The sequence below is a fragment of the Aphanizomenon sp. CS-733/32 genome (genome assembly GCF_028330045.1).
Taxonomy (GTDB): Bacteria; Cyanobacteriota; Cyanobacteriia; order Cyanobacteriales; family Nostocaceae; genus Dolichospermum; species Dolichospermum gracile.
This window is the reverse complement of sequence record NZ_JAQMSE010000208.1, coordinates 1-17,708: the sequence shown is the minus strand read 5'-3', so window position 1 is coordinate 17,708 and position 17,708 is coordinate 1. Positions and strand designations below refer to the sequence as shown.

The 17,708-nt window shown below is 37.2% G+C and carries 18 protein-coding genes and 2 pseudogenes; 6 read left to right on the top strand and 14 right to left on the bottom strand.

The features are described from left to right. Positions 1 to 71: 71 nt before the first annotated feature. A complete protein-coding gene (locus PN471_RS17480; RefSeq protein ID WP_271777932.1) occupies positions 72 to 1,415 on the bottom strand; it encodes a histidine phosphatase family protein in 1,344 nt (447 codons plus the stop codon). 134 nt (positions 1,416 to 1,549) lie between these two features. Here PN471_RS17480 and PN471_RS17475 point away from each other — a divergent pair, with 134 nt between their 5' ends. From PN471_RS17475 to PN471_RS17465, 3 genes and pseudogenes are all read left to right on the top strand, one after another. Beyond that, positions 1,550 to 1,741, top strand: a complete 192-nt coding sequence (locus PN471_RS17475) for a hypothetical protein (protein ID WP_271777931.1) — start codon at positions 1,550 to 1,552, stop codon at positions 1,739 to 1,741. A gap of 379 nt (positions 1,742 to 2,120) precedes the next feature. After that, a complete protein-coding gene (locus tag PN471_RS17470) occupies positions 2,121 to 2,255 on the top strand; it encodes a hypothetical protein (RefSeq protein ID WP_271777930.1) in 135 nt (44 codons plus the stop codon). Between the two features lie 49 nt (positions 2,256 to 2,304). After that, a pseudogene (locus PN471_RS17465) lies at positions 2,305 to 3,259 on the top strand (hypothetical protein). 172 nt (positions 3,260 to 3,431) lie between these two features. On the opposite strand, the gene PN471_RS17460 reads toward PN471_RS17465, so the two are convergent. From PN471_RS17460 to PN471_RS17415, 10 genes are all read right to left on the bottom strand, one after another. Then, entirely contained in the window at positions 3,432 to 3,650 is a 219-nt protein-coding gene (locus PN471_RS17460; protein ID WP_271777928.1) for a hypothetical protein, read from the bottom strand. 132 nt (positions 3,651 to 3,782) lie between these two features. Then, positions 3,783 to 4,151 (bottom strand): hypothetical protein, encoded by a 369-nt coding sequence (locus PN471_RS17455; RefSeq protein ID WP_271777927.1) that lies wholly within the window; start codon positions 4,149 to 4,151, stop codon positions 3,783 to 3,785. Positions 4,152 to 4,389: 238 nt separating this feature from the next. Continuing rightward, positions 4,390 to 4,761, bottom strand: a complete 372-nt coding sequence (locus PN471_RS17450; RefSeq protein ID WP_271777926.1) for a hypothetical protein — start codon at positions 4,759 to 4,761, stop codon at positions 4,390 to 4,392. Between the two features lie 36 nt (positions 4,762 to 4,797). Then, positions 4,798 to 5,298 (bottom strand): hypothetical protein, encoded by a 501-nt coding sequence (locus tag PN471_RS17445; protein ID WP_193898484.1) that lies wholly within the window; start codon positions 5,296 to 5,298, stop codon positions 4,798 to 4,800. A 131-nt stretch (positions 5,299 to 5,429) separates the two neighbouring features. Further along, positions 5,430 to 5,822: a hypothetical protein gene (locus PN471_RS17440; protein WP_271777925.1), complete on the bottom strand. Its 393-nt coding sequence runs from the start codon at positions 5,820 to 5,822 to the stop codon at positions 5,430 to 5,432. Between the two features lie 127 nt (positions 5,823 to 5,949). Then, complete coding sequence (locus tag PN471_RS17435; RefSeq protein ID WP_271777924.1) at positions 5,950 to 6,351, bottom strand: hypothetical protein; 402 nt, start codon at positions 6,349 to 6,351, stop codon at positions 5,950 to 5,952. A 161-nt stretch (positions 6,352 to 6,512) separates the two neighbouring features. Then, the gene (locus PN471_RS17430; RefSeq protein WP_271777923.1) at positions 6,513 to 6,806 is read right to left on the bottom strand and encodes a hypothetical protein; all 294 of its coding nucleotides are present in this window, start codon (positions 6,804 to 6,806) and stop codon (positions 6,513 to 6,515) included. A gap of 380 nt (positions 6,807 to 7,186) precedes the next feature. Next, complete coding sequence (locus PN471_RS17425; RefSeq protein ID WP_271777922.1) at positions 7,187 to 7,579, bottom strand: hypothetical protein; 393 nt, start codon at positions 7,577 to 7,579, stop codon at positions 7,187 to 7,189. A 165-nt stretch (positions 7,580 to 7,744) separates the two neighbouring features. Continuing rightward, positions 7,745 to 8,146 (bottom strand): hypothetical protein, encoded by a 402-nt coding sequence (locus tag PN471_RS17420; protein ID WP_271777921.1) that lies wholly within the window; start codon positions 8,144 to 8,146, stop codon positions 7,745 to 7,747. Between the two features lie 261 nt (positions 8,147 to 8,407). Next, positions 8,408 to 8,827 carry a hypothetical protein gene (locus PN471_RS17415; protein WP_271777920.1) on the bottom strand — a complete coding sequence of 140 codons (420 nt, stop codon included), beginning with the start codon at positions 8,825 to 8,827 and terminating at the stop codon, positions 8,408 to 8,410. A 376-nt stretch (positions 8,828 to 9,203) separates the two neighbouring features. On the opposite strand from PN471_RS17415, the gene PN471_RS17410 reads away from it, so the two are divergent. Together PN471_RS17410 and PN471_RS17405 are read left to right on the top strand one after the other, a co-directional pair. After that, positions 9,204 to 10,622: an AAA-like domain-containing protein gene (locus PN471_RS17410; RefSeq protein ID WP_271777919.1), complete on the top strand. Its 1,419-nt coding sequence runs from the start codon at positions 9,204 to 9,206 to the stop codon at positions 10,620 to 10,622. 48 nt (positions 10,623 to 10,670) lie between these two features. Then, positions 10,671 to 14,723, top strand: coding sequence for an AAA-like domain-containing protein (locus PN471_RS17405; protein WP_271777918.1), 4,053 nt, complete (start codon positions 10,671 to 10,673; stop codon positions 14,721 to 14,723). Between the two features lie 91 nt (positions 14,724 to 14,814). On the opposite strand, the gene PN471_RS17400 is transcribed toward PN471_RS17405, so the two are convergent. The 3 genes from PN471_RS17400 to PN471_RS17390 all read right to left on the bottom strand — a co-directional run bounded on the left by PN471_RS17400 (position 14,815) and on the right by PN471_RS17390 (position 16,610). Then, positions 14,815 to 15,696, bottom strand: a complete 882-nt coding sequence (locus PN471_RS17400; protein WP_271777917.1) for an EamA family transporter — start codon at positions 15,694 to 15,696, stop codon at positions 14,815 to 14,817. 424 nt (positions 15,697 to 16,120) lie between these two features. Continuing rightward, positions 16,121 to 16,405 carry a type II toxin-antitoxin system RelE family toxin gene (locus PN471_RS17395; protein WP_271777916.1) on the bottom strand — a complete coding sequence of 95 codons (285 nt, stop codon included), beginning with the start codon at positions 16,403 to 16,405 and terminating at the stop codon, positions 16,121 to 16,123. Then, entirely contained in the window at positions 16,380 to 16,610 is a 231-nt protein-coding gene (locus PN471_RS17390) for a hypothetical protein (RefSeq protein WP_271777915.1), read from the bottom strand. Before PN471_RS17390 ends, PN471_RS17395 begins: the two co-directional genes overlap by 26 nt. Before the next feature lie 431 nt (positions 16,611 to 17,041). Between PN471_RS17390 and eno the strand changes: the two are divergent. Then, positions 17,042 to 17,484: pseudogene (eno, locus tag PN471_RS17385) on the top strand (phosphopyruvate hydratase); the annotation flags it as partial. Positions 17,485 to 17,708: the final 224 nt, after the last annotated feature.

Below are 17,708 nucleotides of genomic sequence, written 5' to 3'. Positions count from 1 at the left end.
TTTCCCCGCCCTTTCCCCGCCCTTTCCCCGCCCGCTCATCCCTCACTTATCCCAACCCTCTCCCTACTCAATTACAATGCCCCAGCCGCCGTTTTATCGAGAACACTATTACTTAAATGCCCTGTAATATTCATTGCTTGCAGCACCGGATAACCTTGAATACCATCAGGATAATCAATGACACTCACAGCGCCATTACCTTGACGGAAGTTCCAGAAATTTTCGTTAGATAAACCAAGAATATGGCATAACAAAGTTTTATTAGTGGCATCATGGGCAACTACTAATCCTATTTGTAATTGCTGATTTTGGGCATTTTCGACTATGGTATTCCAATCAGCAACACTGCGTTCTTTTACCTGTGTTAAATTTTCCCCTTCTGGCATTTGCACATTAGCGGGGATTGTGCGCCAACTTTCTAATTCTCCAGGAAATTCTTGCTCAATTTCTGATTCAAATTTGCCTTCCCAAAGTCCATGACTAATTTCTCTCAAACCAGCAAATAGTTCTAAGTTTAAACTGGCGTGATACTTTAAGATAATTTCCGCTGTTTCCTTGGGACGGGACATGGTACTGCTAACAGCAAAGTCAATATTTACGTCTTTGAGAAATTCTGCGGCTTTAGCGGCTTGGTTTCTGCCATGATCATTGAGGGGAATATCAATTTGTCCTTGAAATTTGCCTTGACGATTCCATTCCGTTTCCCCATGACGGACTAATAATAATCTTACACCTTTGTGACCAGGACGTAGAGAAGGGAAAGTTTCACCCAGATGTTGGGTTTGATTCATAGATTCTAACTGTACTGGTTCACCTAAACCACCGGCAAAATTCAAAATACTAATACCGCAGTTAGACTGTTGTAAACAATGGTAACGACTGGGGGAAATACCCAAAGCGGTGCTAATTAAGGCGCGATTAATGCCATTATGACCAACAATGAGGATAGTTTCACCTTGATGCTGGGGAAGAATCTCTTGCCAAAATTGTTTAGCTTGGGTATATAATGCTAAAACTGGGAAATGTTCTCTAGTTTCGGACTCCCTCTGTAAAACCATGCGAAATTCATGGGGACGTTCTTTCCAGGTGCGGTAATCTGCTGTTAACTTCTCTTTGACTTCACTCGTCGTCATTCCTACCCAAAGAGGTAAATCAACTTCCACCAATTGTTCATCAATTTGAATTATGGGAGCTTGTGTAGCCAGTTGACTGCGGATAATTTCCGCTGTTGATTTTGCCCGTTGCAGGGGACTACTATAAATAGCTTGAAAGGAAATACTACTGAGGGCTTTACCTGCTTGACTGGCATCATTTTCACCTTTTGCGGTTAATGATGAGGCATCAGTCCGCCCTTGAATACGTTTTTCTATATTGTAGGTACTTTGACCATGACGCACGATGATCACACGGGTCATTTTTTTTCTTTCCTCTTAAATAGCACTAATTTTACTACAAAATGTACCAGGAAGTCAGAATCAGGATATCCAGGATTAAAGGATGAAAACTTTGTATAATGTTGATATTAGTTTCATCTGTGGAGTTAGATCTAATGACCCAAACTACAACCACAAATTTAGAATTAATTCAGCCTTCAGCTAATCATCAGGCCTTGACAGATGAGCAATTTATGTCATTGAAGGAAAATGATAATCTTTATGAATATGTGAATGGAGAGCTAATTATTGTGGCAAATTCAGGTGTAGAACATGGCTACTTAGCTCTTCTCTGGGATATTTTTTAACAGGTTTTGTACGTAATTATAAGCTCGGTATAACTTGTGATTCTAGCACTGCCTTTAAAATGAAAACTGGTAACAAAAGATCGCCTGATCTGGCCTTTATTTCTAAAGAAAGGTTACAAGGTTTAAAGCGATTACCCAAGGGTTTTTTTTGATGGTGCTCCTGATTTAGCTGTAGAAACCTCAACCCTCAACAACAGAAGGATTTAGCTTCAGGGCTGATACATCAACGCAATTTCAATGAAGCCGAAAAGCGTTGGATTCAGCAATCCAACAATTAATCTTTGCAATTTTTGTGTCATACTTGTACCTTGCGTTTTATCAAATAGTTGACGTGTAAAAAATTACTCCCTTAAACCAGTGGCATTTAGCCCAATCCATTATGGGAGCGGGAGTAAAAATTAATAGTTTTTACTCCAACGGTATTTTAACACAAGAATTTACCGAAAGTGCTAAATTAGAAGCGATGATTCGGGAGAATCTGCGGGGGTTGGGATATAATATTGAACGCGGATAAACGCAGATGAGGATGGGTCAATTTTTTAACTATATTGAATTTAATCACAATGACGGAAATTACAGCTAACTATGATGAAACCTGGAAAGAAGTAAGTAATAGGAGATTATTTTGATTCATTTCTCACCTTCTTTTATCCAGAAATCTATCAACAAATAGATTGGACTAAAACTCCCATTTCTCTAGATAAAGAATTAGAACAGATTACCGCATCTGGAGACAGCAAAACCCGCCACGCTGATAAATTATTTCAAGTGTGGTTATTAGATAATCAAGAAGTTTGGATATTAATTCATGTAGAAGTACAAAGTCAATATGATAAAGAATTTTCCCAAAGAATGTTTATCTACAACTATCGAGCCTTTGATTTATATCAAAAACCTGTAATTAGTTTGGCTATACTAGGAGATGAAACTAAAAGTTGGCGACCTAATTCTTATCAGTATGGTTTAGGAAGTAGTCAATTAATCTTTAATTTTTCTATCGTCAAACTTTTAGACTATCAATGGGAGGAGTTAGAGCAAAGTAATAATATTTTTGCTATGGTGGTAATGGCACATTTAAAGACTAAAGCCACTAATAGCAATTTGTCAGCTAGGGAACAGTGGAAATGGAAGTTAGCTAGATCACTTTATGAAAGAGGTTATAACCGTAAAGAAATTGTTGATTTGTATAAGGTCATTGATTTAATGATGGCTTTATCTGAAGACTTGCAATTAAGTTTTGATCAAAAATTCGCTAACTATCAAGAGGAACGAAAAATGCCACTTGTAACTAACATTGAAAGACGCGCTATAGAAAAAACCCGGAAAGAAACTCGGAAACAAGATATTACCAAACTTTTACAAGTGCGGTTTGGTGATATTCCTGAAAACTTAGTTACAAGTATTAATCAAATTGATGATACATCTTTTTTAGAACAAATATTTGTATCAGCAATTAATATTAGTTCGTTAGAAGAATTTGCACAACTTGTTAATTCTAATTTGTCAGAATCAGATTAATAAATGTAGGTTGGGTTAAGCGACAGCGCAACCCAACAACAGTATTGATTTATATAAGATCATTGATTTAATGATGGCTTTATCTGAAGACTTGCAATTAAGTTTTGATCAAAAATTCGCTAACTATCAGGAGGAAGGAAAAATGCCACTTGTAACTAACAGATCACACGGGTCATTTTAAGGGATTTTCAAAAGGATCTATTTCTGTTGTACCTGAAGTTTCTGAAGGATCTTTAGATGGTAAGTCTCTCCACTGCTCAATCGTAACTGGATCTAGTTTTAAAGTATTTACATCAGCATTAGTATTTTGATTTGCAGAAGCGTGAATATTCCACCCAAATATAGAAACTATGACGGTGGTGGTCATCAGTAATTTATGCAGTTTTTCCATGGTAATCTCCTTAATTACTCAACACTGAAAGAGAGTTTTTGCAAATTAACAGACAAGGAAAACTTATAGACATTAGGTTGGAGTGAAGAAAAACCCCAATCACCCAACCTACAGGCGATCGCTCACATTACACTACCTTTTTATGTAAAGTCCCAAATCACCGAGGCTATCCCTGTCAGAGTAGCATTGCATTTTATTAATCTTAGTTAGCATACAAGTCTCTTTTAATAGACTAAAAACTCTAATTGAACCATTGGAAAGGACTTGATAATCCCATTTATAGGATGAGCCAAAACCACCAGTTTTCAGCTTTTGGTAATCATGAACTTTACCATCTTTTTGAAAGGCTCTATATTTAGAAATGTATTCATTACTAAGTCCCACATTGTACCATCTTCCTATATAATTTGGCTTGGCTGCAACGGGAGTGCTGTGAATATTCCAACTAAATATACACACTATGGCGGTGCTGGTCATCAGTAATTTATGCAGTTTTTTCATGGGAATCTCGTAATCTCCTTAATTACTAAACCCTAAAAGATAGTTTTTGCAAATTAACAGACAAGGAAAACTTATAGACATTAGGTTGGAGTGAAGAAAAACCCCAATCACCCAACCTACAGGCGATCGCTCACACTACTAGCGATCAAATACTAATAATTAGGTCGCCGATACTGAATACTAGGATCTAAAAGTCGAGTAGAAATGTAAGACTGATCGCACTTATCCCAAACTCAGGTTAATCAAGTACAAATATAGTTTGAACTAAGCCACTAAATCTATAATACTTTTTCCCTGTAGTTGGAATTGTTACCACATCCTCATCACGGCACTTTTGCCAGCCTCCTTGTTGCGGGTCATATATACGAGTGTATTGATCTTGAATGGCGATACATTTTCCCATTAATATAGGGATAAAGCAATATCCATCTTGATATATAGCACCTGATATACTAGGTTTGACTCCATTTTTTGAACATTCATATTGGCGACGAGATTGGGCAATTAGGTTGCCTTTGTCTAAAGTGTCAGCCTGCACCCAGTTGATATTTCCGGCTAATACAGAAGTGATGACAGTCGTAGTCATCAACAACTTTTGAAATGTGTTCATGAGTATTTCCTTTGAGTAAGATTTTCGCAATGTTAATTATTCTTTTGGCTGTAAACCTAATTCACAAAGTGTTTTTGCTTCATCAACAGAGTAATTTTGCTCCAACTCTATTTGTGGTTTTGAACACCAACCCTGTCTAAACCACTCGTAGGAACGTCTACCTCCAAACTCGCGCCGATTGTCACTTTGTCTTTTATATTGACCTTCTGTGTGGGCGCTACATCCTTTGTCTCTCCAGCTTTTACCCTCTAGCCATCTTGTATCACTGTCACCTAAATCAACTAAATAACGTCCATTAGTTTGGGAAACTGATTTAGCAACATATTTTTTACTTATCAAACGTTGAACACATTCAGCTAGATTGCTTTTTTGACACTGTGCTAATGCTGTATCTGGAGAAACACCTAAATTTGTATATTGTTGAACGCACTGAAGAACTGCTGCATCTTGAGCTTGAACCAACGTTTCACCCAGAGGAAGGCTAAGAAATGATCCTATGGTTGTAGCAGCGATGATGAGTTTAGATAAGTGATTCATGGTAATGTCGTGAATAACGTCAATAAATAGTTAAAGGCTAAACCGGATAATTTTTGATAGCGATCGCATTATACCGCGCATTATACCCACCGCAGGCGATCGCTCACATTACGCTATCTTGGTCAATTAATTCATTGTTTGGTTAAACGAGTACCTGTGTCCAAATTTAGCAACCCATCTGGAATTATTTGATATTTTCTCTCACCAGATAATCCTGCTGAACTTCTCACCCGAACATAAATTAAATCTCCCGTACGTTTCCAAATACCTTGTATATTGGTAATTCTTGTCCGCGGACGGGTGTAACCACTGTTAATGAAAGATGAGCATTTTTCTAGAAAATCCCCACTGTCATAAAAGAACGAAATACAGTCTTGCTTTATTCCTACATCACTGTCACCCTTAGTTGAATTATAAGCAGCAATTAATTTGGGGCTATTTTGTGCTTGAGTTGTGTGAATATTCCACCCCAATATAGAAAATATGACGGTGGTGGTCATTAGTAATTTACGCAGGTTTTTCATGGTAACATCCTTGATTACTAAACAGTAAGAGAAAGTTTTATCTAGGATTGTAAATTTTACAGCACAAATCAATACGTGAATGTGGCTGATTCTATTAAATGTTGGACTTTGAATTGATTCATTCCATCTATTTTTGTAAAATAACACCAGTGCCATATTCCTCACCAGTCAATGAACTTCCAGGAAGGCCATCTTCAAGGTAATAATATTTTTTACCTGTGGCTGAATCTTCAACAATTAGCGGCCAACTAAGGGTACATTGATCGAATCCTGACGGATTAGGAGGTCTACCAGGTAGAGGGAAATTAAAAATTGGTTTAGCTGCAACACACCGACCAGAAGATACTTGGATGTAGCAACCTCCTGTTTGGACAACAGAGCCAGGAATACTGGGTTTCAGCCTAGTTGTTCCCTCGCTATCCCGATAACATCTGTATGTAGTACGAGATTGCGCTTTAGCTATATTTACATTCCAACCAAACATAGAAATGACCGTTGTACCAATCAATAATTTATGGAACTTTTTCATGGTAATGTCCTTGATTACTATAAAGTTGAAAGAGAGTTTTTGCAAATTAATAGATAGGAAAAATTGAAGGTGAGTTAGGTTGGGGTCAAGGAAAATATCATATTACCCAACCGACAAAACAAAGAATGCTGTTGGTTCACTTTCGTAAACCCAACCCACGACTAATAATTAAGTATAGGAGGTTGACACACATGACTAGGATTTAGGAGTCGAAGACTAAGACAAGATTGATAGTTCAAACTATCACTTCGGAATTTTTGTAGATTTAGTTGTCTTTTTGTAATTGATCCATCTGTATAACCCCATTCGTAGCAGCGACGACGGTTTTCACCTTGATAAAAATTATTGTGTGTACCTCCATTAAAACCAGCCGACCAACCACTAGAGTAAGCAGTTTTGAAGGAAGAATCATTTTTACATTCACTTTGAGAAAGATTAGATTGTGCTTGAGTCACGCTAATATTCCACCCAAATATAGATCCTATTACGCTAGTAATTATCAACAATTTATGAAACTTGTTCATGGTGATGTCCTTGATTACTAAAAGTTGAAAGAGAGTTTTTGCAAATTAATAGATGGGAATCTGAAAATGAGTTAGGTTGGGGTCAAGAAAAAATATCATATTAAGTAGGTAGGCGGAGGAAAATGGTCGTTATGACAAGGGAACAGGGAACGGGGAACAGGCAATAAGGAAGACTTTTAGGCAAATTTACCTTTCGTTACCTATTTATGTTTTTCTATCTCCACCTACTTACCCAACCGACAAAACAAAGAATGGTGTTAGGTTTCCTTTAGTCAAACCAACCTACGACTATTAAAAACCGCCTGGATTCCTCACCGCCTCCAACCGCCTGAATCCCAACCGCCTGGATTGTTTTCAATACTGCGCCAGCCACTACCACCAATGAAGCGATCTGTATCTCTCATCGAATCTCCCAACCATGAGCGATTAGGGTTGAGGTCAGTGTTAGAGAGTTTAGGAATTGTGTTTGTAGGATTTGGTTCTTGATATTGAGAGGAAGGAGAATTTTGATTTTGATTACATTCTGCCGGAATTGCGGATGATGCCGCTTTAGCATTACCTGTAATTGCTAGACCAAGTAACGCGCCAATTGCCGATCCAGTGCAATATGCTGGTAGAGGTTGTGCTTGAGCTACATTTACATTCCAGCCAAACATAGAAACTATGGCTGTTGTACCCATCAATAATTTATGAAATTTGTTCATGGTAATGTCCTTGATTATTACAAGTTGAAAGAGAGTTTTTGCAAATTAATAGATAGGAAAAGCTGGAAATGAGTTAGGTTGGGGTCAAGAAAAAAATCATATTACCCAACCGACAAAACAAAGAATGGTGTTGGGTTTCCTTACGACTACGACTTGGAGATGAATTTAAGGATTTGGTCCACTACTCAAAGGCACATTATCAGGTTCAGTTAGCCAACCATTCCGACGTTTAATTCGTTCATTGCGGAGGTTTTCTGCTCTAATATATGCCTCAGTATAAACCCGCTTTTGATCATCTAAATAAGCAGGAGATTGTGATGTATTTTGATTTTGAGTAGTGCATTCTGGCGGAATTGCAGATGAGGCCGCTTTAGCATTACCTGTAATTGCTAGACCAAGTAACGCGCCAATTGCCGATCCAGTGCAGTATGCTGGTAGAGATTGTGCTTGAGCTATATTTACATTCCAGCCAAACATAGAAACTATGGCTGTTGTACCCATCAATAATTTATGAAACTTGTTCATAATCATTTTTCCTCCTGATTTATATTTTGGTTTCTTGCTCATAATTAAAGCATTGATTTTCGGGTAGACTAAACAAATTGAATTAATTTCTTGATTAGTTCTGATATCATCTTTCATCATTGAAAAAAAAATCAAATTGACTGGCTAAATTCCATAAGTGCATGAAAAAATTTTCAACCAAACAATTAGTGTAGTTTGTTCGGGGTACTGAGGGGACGGATGAATAACGGAGGATAAAGACTTAAAGTCATTACTGATTTAGTACTGCCCCCGCTCTATTAGCATGGTTTTCAGCTATTATCGTCAATTTGCTACTGCTTCTTCCAACAAACAGGTATAGGCTGTTTGGGCAATGATATCAATAACGAGTTCTTCTTCCGAGGGGTCCTCAGATTCTGTTCCATTGGGTGCATTACCACCATTGAAAGCATCTTTGATAATACGACGGAAAAGCTCGACCCAGGCATCAATGGATAAAGCCTGTAACTGTTTTTTGATTTCCCCCTTTTTATCCTCAGCAAGCATTGAAGAAATAGTGGAGCCGACTAACTTAACGCTCCAATCAACAATTGTTGCATTAAGGCGAAATGTTACCTCAGGATAATGTTTGTCTAAAAGCTCATTGATCTTCTTGGCAGTAGTTTGACAGCCTTTGAAAGTGATATAAGCAGTGATAGCTCCTAATGTTACTTTCCCAATGAAAGGTAATAAGTGAATAGCCATTGTTCCTCCGCGATTAAATCGGTGGTTTGACCTAACACTTTTACCTTACAGTTTGTTTTTAGAACTTTGAGCAATCAGAAAGAAAAATAATTTATTTTATGAAATTCTCTCTTGAAGATTAAGAAAAATTGAGTAGTCTGGATAAGACAACAGTGGAGCTTGAAAAAAAATTCAAGGACAAAGCATAATAAAAGAAATTTTTCAACTAAAAATTAAAACTGTTAAAGGAAAGCGTCTTGACCTATATTCTATTATTAGACTGGATGAGTTGCCTGAGATCCCAAAGGCTTTACCCTAAGTATACTTACTTAGAAGTGGCAGGTCGGCAGGCATTACTTAGAATGTTTAAAGAAACTTGCTCAGGAGAGATTCTAAAATGCCACTACGATTAACACCAGAAGCGTTTGAAAATATTTATCATGAGCAACTAACGCCTATTCAAAAACGAATTTTGCGTCGTCTCCTGCGGGGGAAGTCCTATCAGTCAATTCGTGGAGATAAGACGGTTTGGCTTGATCGTGAGGTGTTGACTGAAAGAAATCGAGAAAACTTGCCACCACGACAACGAGAACGGTTGGAGATGCTTGAAGCCGGCCAGTTAACGGAACAATCCTTACTAGCGCATCATTTACGGGGAATTTGCAATACTTTTGGCGTTGAATCAACGGGAAATTTAACAGATGATTTACGACAGGTTGTTAACAATTGTGTTAGATATATCCCTGACTTTGTAACTGTGGACACACTAGAGCAGTACGAATTAAATATTCCTCCTATGCCCAGTGGTCCTGTTTCCACTGATTCACTTTACTATCAAGAACGTTCTCCTATTGAGCAGAATTGTTATGCTTGTTTAAATAATGCTGGAGAGCAAGCTATCTTGTTACGCCTAAAAGCGCCGAGTCTGATGGGGAAGACATCATTAATGAGACGCTTGTTAAACAATACAATGGTTAGAAACGGTCAGGGCAAGGCCGTCTATTTAGATCTAAATACTGACCGCGAGATCCTAACTCCAGATGTTTTTTATCCATGGCTATGTAACCAAATCGGCCGTCAAATCGGACTTGATATTCGTGAAAATCTCAAGTCACAATGGGATAAGGAGTCTCCTGCTTCCTCGGCTTGTGATGAGTTTCTTGAAGATTTTATCCTCAGCAAAATTGATAAACCAATATTTCTTGGCTTAGATAATTTGCTCTGTCATTGGGAGCATCCAGCGTTACCAAGTTTCTTGTCGAAATTACGAGCATGGCATGAAAAAGGCGTAACCAATCAGTTGTGGCAAAAGTTAGTGCTGATTTTAGCCTATTCTACAGATGATTATTTAATCAACGGTTTGAATGAATCTCCTCTGGCAAACGTAGGTAAAGGACAAGAGTTGAGAGAGTTTAATCATCGGGAAGTTTTAAATTTATCTCAAAAACATAGCCTCAGATTGACAGAGACACAACTAGAAGCTTTGCAAGAAATGATTGGAGGGCATCCCTATTTGATTCGCCAAGCTATGTACTCCCTAAGCAAAGAAGAAAAAACACTAGAGATTATCTTCGCGGAGGCGGCGACTGAGGTAGGAATTTATCATCAGTATCTCTCTCGCCTCTATAGGAGTATTTGTCAATATAGTCTCAAGGAATGTCTCAAAAAAGTCATTGAAAGCAATCGACCTGTAGTGCTAAATCCAATAGAAACGTTTGAGTTATATAGCTTGGGATTAGTATCAAGAACACAAGATGGTGTTGAGATACGCTGTCGCTTATACCGCAAATATTTTGCCAGATATTTACACCTTTAAATTGCAATTATTTTAGCAATACCGTTCAAATCCAGTAAGTGATCAACAATGATTAAAAATTTCTATGAATATGGAGGCACACTACATCCCCATACGCCGAGCTATGTCAAGCGTTTTGCGGATGGTCAGTTATATGAACTGTTAAAACAAAATTATTTTTGTTATGTTTTTAACTGTCGTCAAATGGGAAAGTCATCTCTTCAGGCTCAAGTAAAAATGCGTCTAGAAGCTACTAATACCCAGGAAAATCAATGTGTTTATTTGTCGATTCAGGAAATGGGCGTTAGCCAATCTATTTCCGAGAATCAATGGTATCGCGAGTTGTCTAAAAAAATATTTCGCAGTTTAAATTTGCAGAAACAGGCTAATTTTGATGAATGCTGGTCAAGGTTCTCTGGACAAGGAGCAGTTAGCTCTTTTTCGGATTTTATTGTGGAAGTTTTATTGCCATTAACTTCTTCTAATTTAGTTATTTTTATTGATGAAATTGATAAGATTTTAGAACTCCCTTTTAGAGATAATTTTTTTGGTTTGATTCGTGCTTTTCATGAAAAGCGGGCAGAGTACGATGACTTTAATCGTTTAATATTTTGTTTTTTAGGAGTAGCAACACCGAATGATTTAATTCAAAATCCTTTACAGAGTCCGTTTAATATTGGTCGAGCTATTGAGCTAAGAGGGTTTGAATTTAATGAAAGTTTAGTTTTAGCGCAAGGACTACAGGACGTGGCGAGTGTTCCAGAAGAAGTCTTGAGAGAGATTTTATTTTGGACGGGAGGACAGCCTTTTTTAACACAAAAAGTTTGCGCTTTGTTGGTTGAATCTCAGGTTAGGATTGAGGAAGGTAAGGAAAAGTCTTTTATCGAGGAATTTATCTACTCATCAATTATCCGTAACTGGGAAGGACAAGATGAGCCTATCCATTTAAGAAGCATTAAAAATCGATTATTGGCAAAAGAAGTATTGACTGGAAAATTGTTGGAAATTTATCGCCATATTTTACAAAATGGTTATTTTACTACCGAGGGAAATCAGTTAGAATCGGAGTTGCGCTTATCTGGTTTAGTTGTTAAGAGAAATGCAGATTTAGAGATTTTTAATCCTATTTATCGAGAGGTTTTCTCCCTCGAATGGGTACAAAAGCAGTTAGATAATTTACGCCCTTATGCTGTTGCCTTGAACGCTTGGCTTGTTTCGGGTAAAGACAGGGCTTACTTGCTGGACGAGACTGAAACAGCGCGGGCGGATATTTGGAGAGAGGGAAAATTTCTAACACGAGAGGATGAGGAGTTTATCCGAGATAGTAAGTTAGCCCAAAAGGATAAAGACTCCGCTCAGAAAATTGAGGCAGAAAGAGAAGCGAAAAAAATTCTAGAGAAAGCGAAAAAGAAAGCTCAAAAAGCTTTAATTGGATCAATCATTGCCAGTGCGTTGATCATAGCGGGGACATTGATTTTTGCAGTTATTCAAACGACTAAAGCTGAAAGAGCAACTCAAGAGGCAAATCAATCAATGCAAGATTTAACTAATATAAAAAAAGAACGAGATAAAATCGGACAGGAAGTTATTAGAGCTAATGACAGGCTATCACAAGTGAGCGCAGAACGCCGCCAAATTGAGTTGAATGCGAAACAGCGATTGGCTGTTGCTCAAGGTAATCTAAAGCGGCTAGAAACGGCTAGGAATCAAGCTCAACAACAGGTTGGAGAATTTCAAGTACAAAAAACAGCTTTAGAACAAGAGCGTCAGGTGATTTTAAAACAAAAGCAAAAAGCGGAATCTGAAAATCAGAAAAATCAAAATGAGTTAGGAAAAATTCAGCTTAACCTGCAAGTGAATCGTCAAAAACTAGAACAGTCTGTCAGAAGTTTACAAACAGCAGAACAATTGCGACAAATAGCTATTAAGGGAACACAATTAGAACGAGAAGGGAATAATATCATTAATATCATTCGCAGATTTTTATCAGATACAGAAGATCAAATTACGCTTTTAATTGAGTCAATGAAAATTGGACAAGAGTTAAAACAATTAGTTGGAAATAGCAGTTTAGATCAATATCCGGCTATCAGTCCTTTAAATGCTTTACATAATATCCTAGATTATAGCCGTGAGAAAAATCGTTTTGGTGATATTCCTTACACTTATAAATTTGTAGTTATTCCTAATAATCAACACCTGGCTTTTATTTCCACATTTGGTGATACAACTGATATTACTGATTTGCAAGGTAATCTAATAACTCGATTAAAAAGTGAGTTTGGGAAAGATAGTGTTAGGGAAGTAGCTTTTAGCTCAAAGGGTCGGATTTTAGCGACTGTTGCTATGGATAACACTACCAGAATTTTAGATTTTGATGGTAAATTATTAGCTGAGTTTAAAGTTTTTGAGGAAGTTCTTTGGAATAGTTATGGTTTCTTTTTTAGTCCAGTTTTAAGTATGGTTTTTAGCCCTGATGCTAAACTTTTAGCTACAGGAATGAGAAATAATACCATTAGACTTTGGGATCTTAAAGGCAATTTAATCAGAGAATTTAAAGGACATAAAGGAGGTGTAAATAGTGTAGCTTTTAGTCCCAATGGTCGATTTATTGCTAGTGCTTCAGATGATAATACGGTTAGACTGTGGGATCTTAAAGGCAATTTAATCAAAGAACTTAAAGGACATCAACAAAGTGTTAAAAGTGTAATTTTCAGTCCTAATGGTCAATTTATTGCCAGTGGTGCAAATGATAATACAGTTAGACTTTGGGATATTAAAGGCAATTTAATAGAAGAATTTAAAGGACATCAAAAAGGTGTAAATAGTGTAGTTTTTAGTCCTAATGGTCAGTTTATTGCTAGTGGTGCAGATGATGATACAGTTAGACTTTGGGATCTTAAAGGCAATTTAATAGAGAAATTTAAAGGACATGAGCAAAGTGTTAAAAGTGTAGCTTTTAGTTTAGATGGTCTTTCTATTTTTAGTTCCTCAGATGATGAAACTGTTCGTGTATGGGATCTTCAGAGCAGTTTTATAAGAGAATTTAAAGAACACTGGCCTAATGTTAGAAGGATAACCTTTAATCGGGATGGTAATTTAATTGCAACTAGAGAATATGCACAGTCGCCAGTTCGTAAAGGAAGCATAACCTTTAATCGGGATGGTAATTTAATTGCAGCTGCTTCAGAAAATCAAGCTGGTCGTGTTTGGGATCTTCAGGGTAATTTAATAGTTAAACTAGAAGGAGATCAAGATTGGGTGACGAGTATAGCATTTAGTCCAGATAGTCAGTTTTTATTTACAAGTTCATGGGATAAAAAAATTCGGATTTGGAATCGTCAAGGTAGTTTAATTAGGGAATTTAAGGCTTATGACGAGGATGAAATTAACGACATGGCTTTAAGTCCTAATGGTAAGTTTATTGCCACTGTTCCCATGGGTGATACTGTAAAAGTCTGGGATATTCAAGGAAATTTATTAAAACAATTTAAGTTTAAAAAAAGTATCTTTCTAACTATAAATTTTAGTCATGATAGCAAACTTTTAGCTATGGGTTTATCGTGGGCAGGTGGTCGTTTAGAGGGTATTCAAGGTAAAGATTTGGTACTGGCTGTAGTTTTAGATATTGAAAGAAATGTAGTAGTCACAAAATTAAAAGGACATAAAAAGGATGTTCGTAGTGTAGCATTTAGTCCTGATGATCAACTTGTTGCTACTGCTTCAGAAGATGGTACAACCCGTGTTTGGAATCTCAAAGGTAATCTAATTAGAACGTTAAAAGGACACGGAGGAAGTGTTAATAGTGTGGTATTCAGTCCTGATGGTCAACTTATCGCTACTGGTTCAAATGATATGACTATCCGACTTTGGGACTTGAAGGGGAATGTGGTTAGAGAATTTAGGGGACATCGCAGGGGTGTCAGCACTATAGCTTTTAGTCCTGATGGTAAATATCTTGTTTCCGGTGCAAGTGATGGAACGGCTCGATTATGGCGCGTAGAATCACTAGATGAGTTGCTTGCACGGGGATGTCATCGACTAAGTGATTACTTTATCTCCCACCCGCGAGACTTACAAGAACTTCCCGTATGTCAACAAGCTCTGAAAAATTCTCGCTAACTTGCGACGTTCTCAGCCATACCTTGAAAAAAATTCATACTCCTCCTTTTGACAGTCTGAATTATCAACTTTTTTCCCCCTAGAAAATACTCTAAAAAATGCTTAATACACATACACCAATAATGATAATAATACAACCTAAGAGTCTATGTTTAATATTTTTTTCATGAAAGAGGAAATAGCCATATCCTACGGTCATCAATAAACTGCTTTGTTTTACCGCCACCGAATTTGCTGCTACTGTAGAGGCGATCGCCATAACATGACACCACATATCAACTGCTTTTAAGCTACCTAATAAAACTAATTTATAGAAATTACTTTTTAGCTTAGAAAACCAATTAGGAAAGCAAATTATTACAATAGGCAAGGTCATGATAGCTGTACAAAAATAGAGAGAAGCTGAGAAAAATAATGGGGAGGAATTTTTTGCCCCAATTTTATCAAAAGAAGTGGTTAAAGCCCAGAGAAAAGCTACTATTAACATTAATCGAGAAGATTGGGTAGTCATCAAAGATGTTAACGGTGTGAGATAATTGTTTTCCTTGGGTTTTAAATTTAAAAAATATGCACCAAAACAGATTAATAAAATACCTATAAGTTGTGGTTTTGCAGGAAACTCATTCAGAATTAAAGGAGAAGCGATCGCTAAAAATAACGGCGAAAATCCCATTAACGGTATAGTTAAAGATATATCTCCAAAACGCAACGCCCTGATATATAAAATGCCGCCAATAGTGGATAGAGTAGCATCAGCTAACAAAGCCCACCAAAAATCTTTCCCGATCGCAGGTACTGGATTAGGTGATAATAACAACCAAGGAATATAAATAATCAGAGTAAAAGCTCTTAATGCCCAAGCAACTAAATATTCATCTAAGGGTTGATTGCCTTTATTTGTCACAACTTTACTCAAGACATCTCGCAGAGATTCAAAGGTAGCCGCCGCCAGTGAGAAGTATAGCCAAGTCATAGAGTTTAAGAGGCTAGTAAGATCAGAAAAATTTATATAAATTAGGTTGGGATTAAGAAAAAATATCATATTACCCAACCTACAAGATAGGCGATCGCTCTTAACCAATCCTGTACATCCTTTAATCCTGAGCATCCTGATTCAGACAAAATAAAGTATCAATAAATAATCCTGTAAATCCTTTAATCCTGGATATCCTGATTCTGACAAATTCCGTGTTTCCTTCCATACTCAGCGAGCATTACCACCCGTCGTGATTGGAAATCTTCTTTAATCTCAGCCGATTTTCCCCCAGAAACACATAAACTAGCGATTGGGTTATTAGTAAACTGTAAAAGTCCTCTAGTCTCTAGCCACATTGACTGCACAAGTGCGATACCTTCGGTAAGCTAACGCTAACGCTTTTCTTATTCACTGAAATTTCCTACTCATAAACTCTACTTCGATGTGCAATCAACAAAATAGTTACCAGCTTTGAATTATCGTCAATTTCATAAATAACTCGATAGTCACCCACACGATAACGATAATAACCTGAAAATTCACCTTTCAGGGCTTTCATATTAGGATAATTACGAGGCTCAATCTTTAAAATCTCAAAACACCTGTCTAACTTTTTTTGTAAACCACCAGTAGCAGATTCAAAAAACTTTTGAGCATCAATACCAATAACAACGGCATAATTAATATTTTCGTTTAAGTTGCTCAACGGAAATTACCTTACCTTCTTTAACATTTTCTTTCGCTTTAGCAAAATCTTCTTTAAATCCTTGAATTTTCAATAACTCTTCAGTAGCATCATTATCTTGTCTATCTGCCAAATACGCTAAAAAATCAACAGCCACTAATAATCTTTCTGGTGACAGTTGATCAACATATTCTTGAATTTGTTGACGAATTTCTACTGTATTCATAAATAATCTTTACCTTTTTCTGAAAATTATAACATATACAAATGTAGAAATATCTGTCAGAATCAGGATATCCAGGATTTGAGGATTGTCAGGATTTTGTACATAAATATTAAAAATCGCCACTAATTTCCTCAAAAACAGTCAAGTATAAAGAAATAATCCTGTTAATCCTATAATCCTGAGCATCCTGATTCAGACAAAATAAAGTATCAATAAATAATCCTGAAAATCCTTTAATCCTGGATATCCTGATTCTGACAAATTCCGTGTTTCCTTCCATACTCAGGGATCATTACCACCCGTCGTGATTGGAAATCTTCTTTAATCTCAGCCGATTTTCCCCCAGAAACACATAAACTAGCGATTGGGTTATTAGTAAACTGTAAAGGTTGAACCCTGACGACATACACAAAATCAAGGACAAACCACGAATGACAAAATACCTAGACACCGCTATTGAAGCCATTATCTCCCGCGAAATCCTTGACTCACGGGGAAGACCTACCCTAGAAGCAGAAGTACATTTAGCTGGTGGTGCAGTGGGACTCGCGCAAGTTCCTAGCGGCGCTTCCACAGGCACATTTGAGGTATTTCTTTAGCAGCAGCCAAAGCAGGTGCAGTAGCTTTGGATATTCCTCTCTATCGCTATTTGGGTGGACTTTTGGCGAATTTGCTTCCTGTACTCTTGATGAATGTGATCAATGGTGGAGCGCACGCATCTAATAACGTTGACTTTCAAGAGTTTATGATTGTTCCTATCGGTGCGCCTTCTTTTAAAGAAGCATTGCGTTGGGGTGCGGAAGTATTTGCCACTCTTAGCAAGGTGTTAGATGATAAAGGTTTGCTGACTGGTGTGGGTGATGAAGGTGGTTTTTGTTAAGCTAAAGTTAATATTTTTGATTTAGCTTAATCAGCAGAAGCCCCACGTCTCACTCTTAGGAGCGTGGGATGAATGCGAGTGAGTTGAGTTGCGTAGCCCAAATTGTATTTGAGCGTAGCGAAAACAAAGAAGGCTACAGCGACGAAACGAACAAAATATTGATTTTATGTTATTATAAAAAAGTAGGTGTAGTCCAATTAAATGCAGAAATGCAGCCT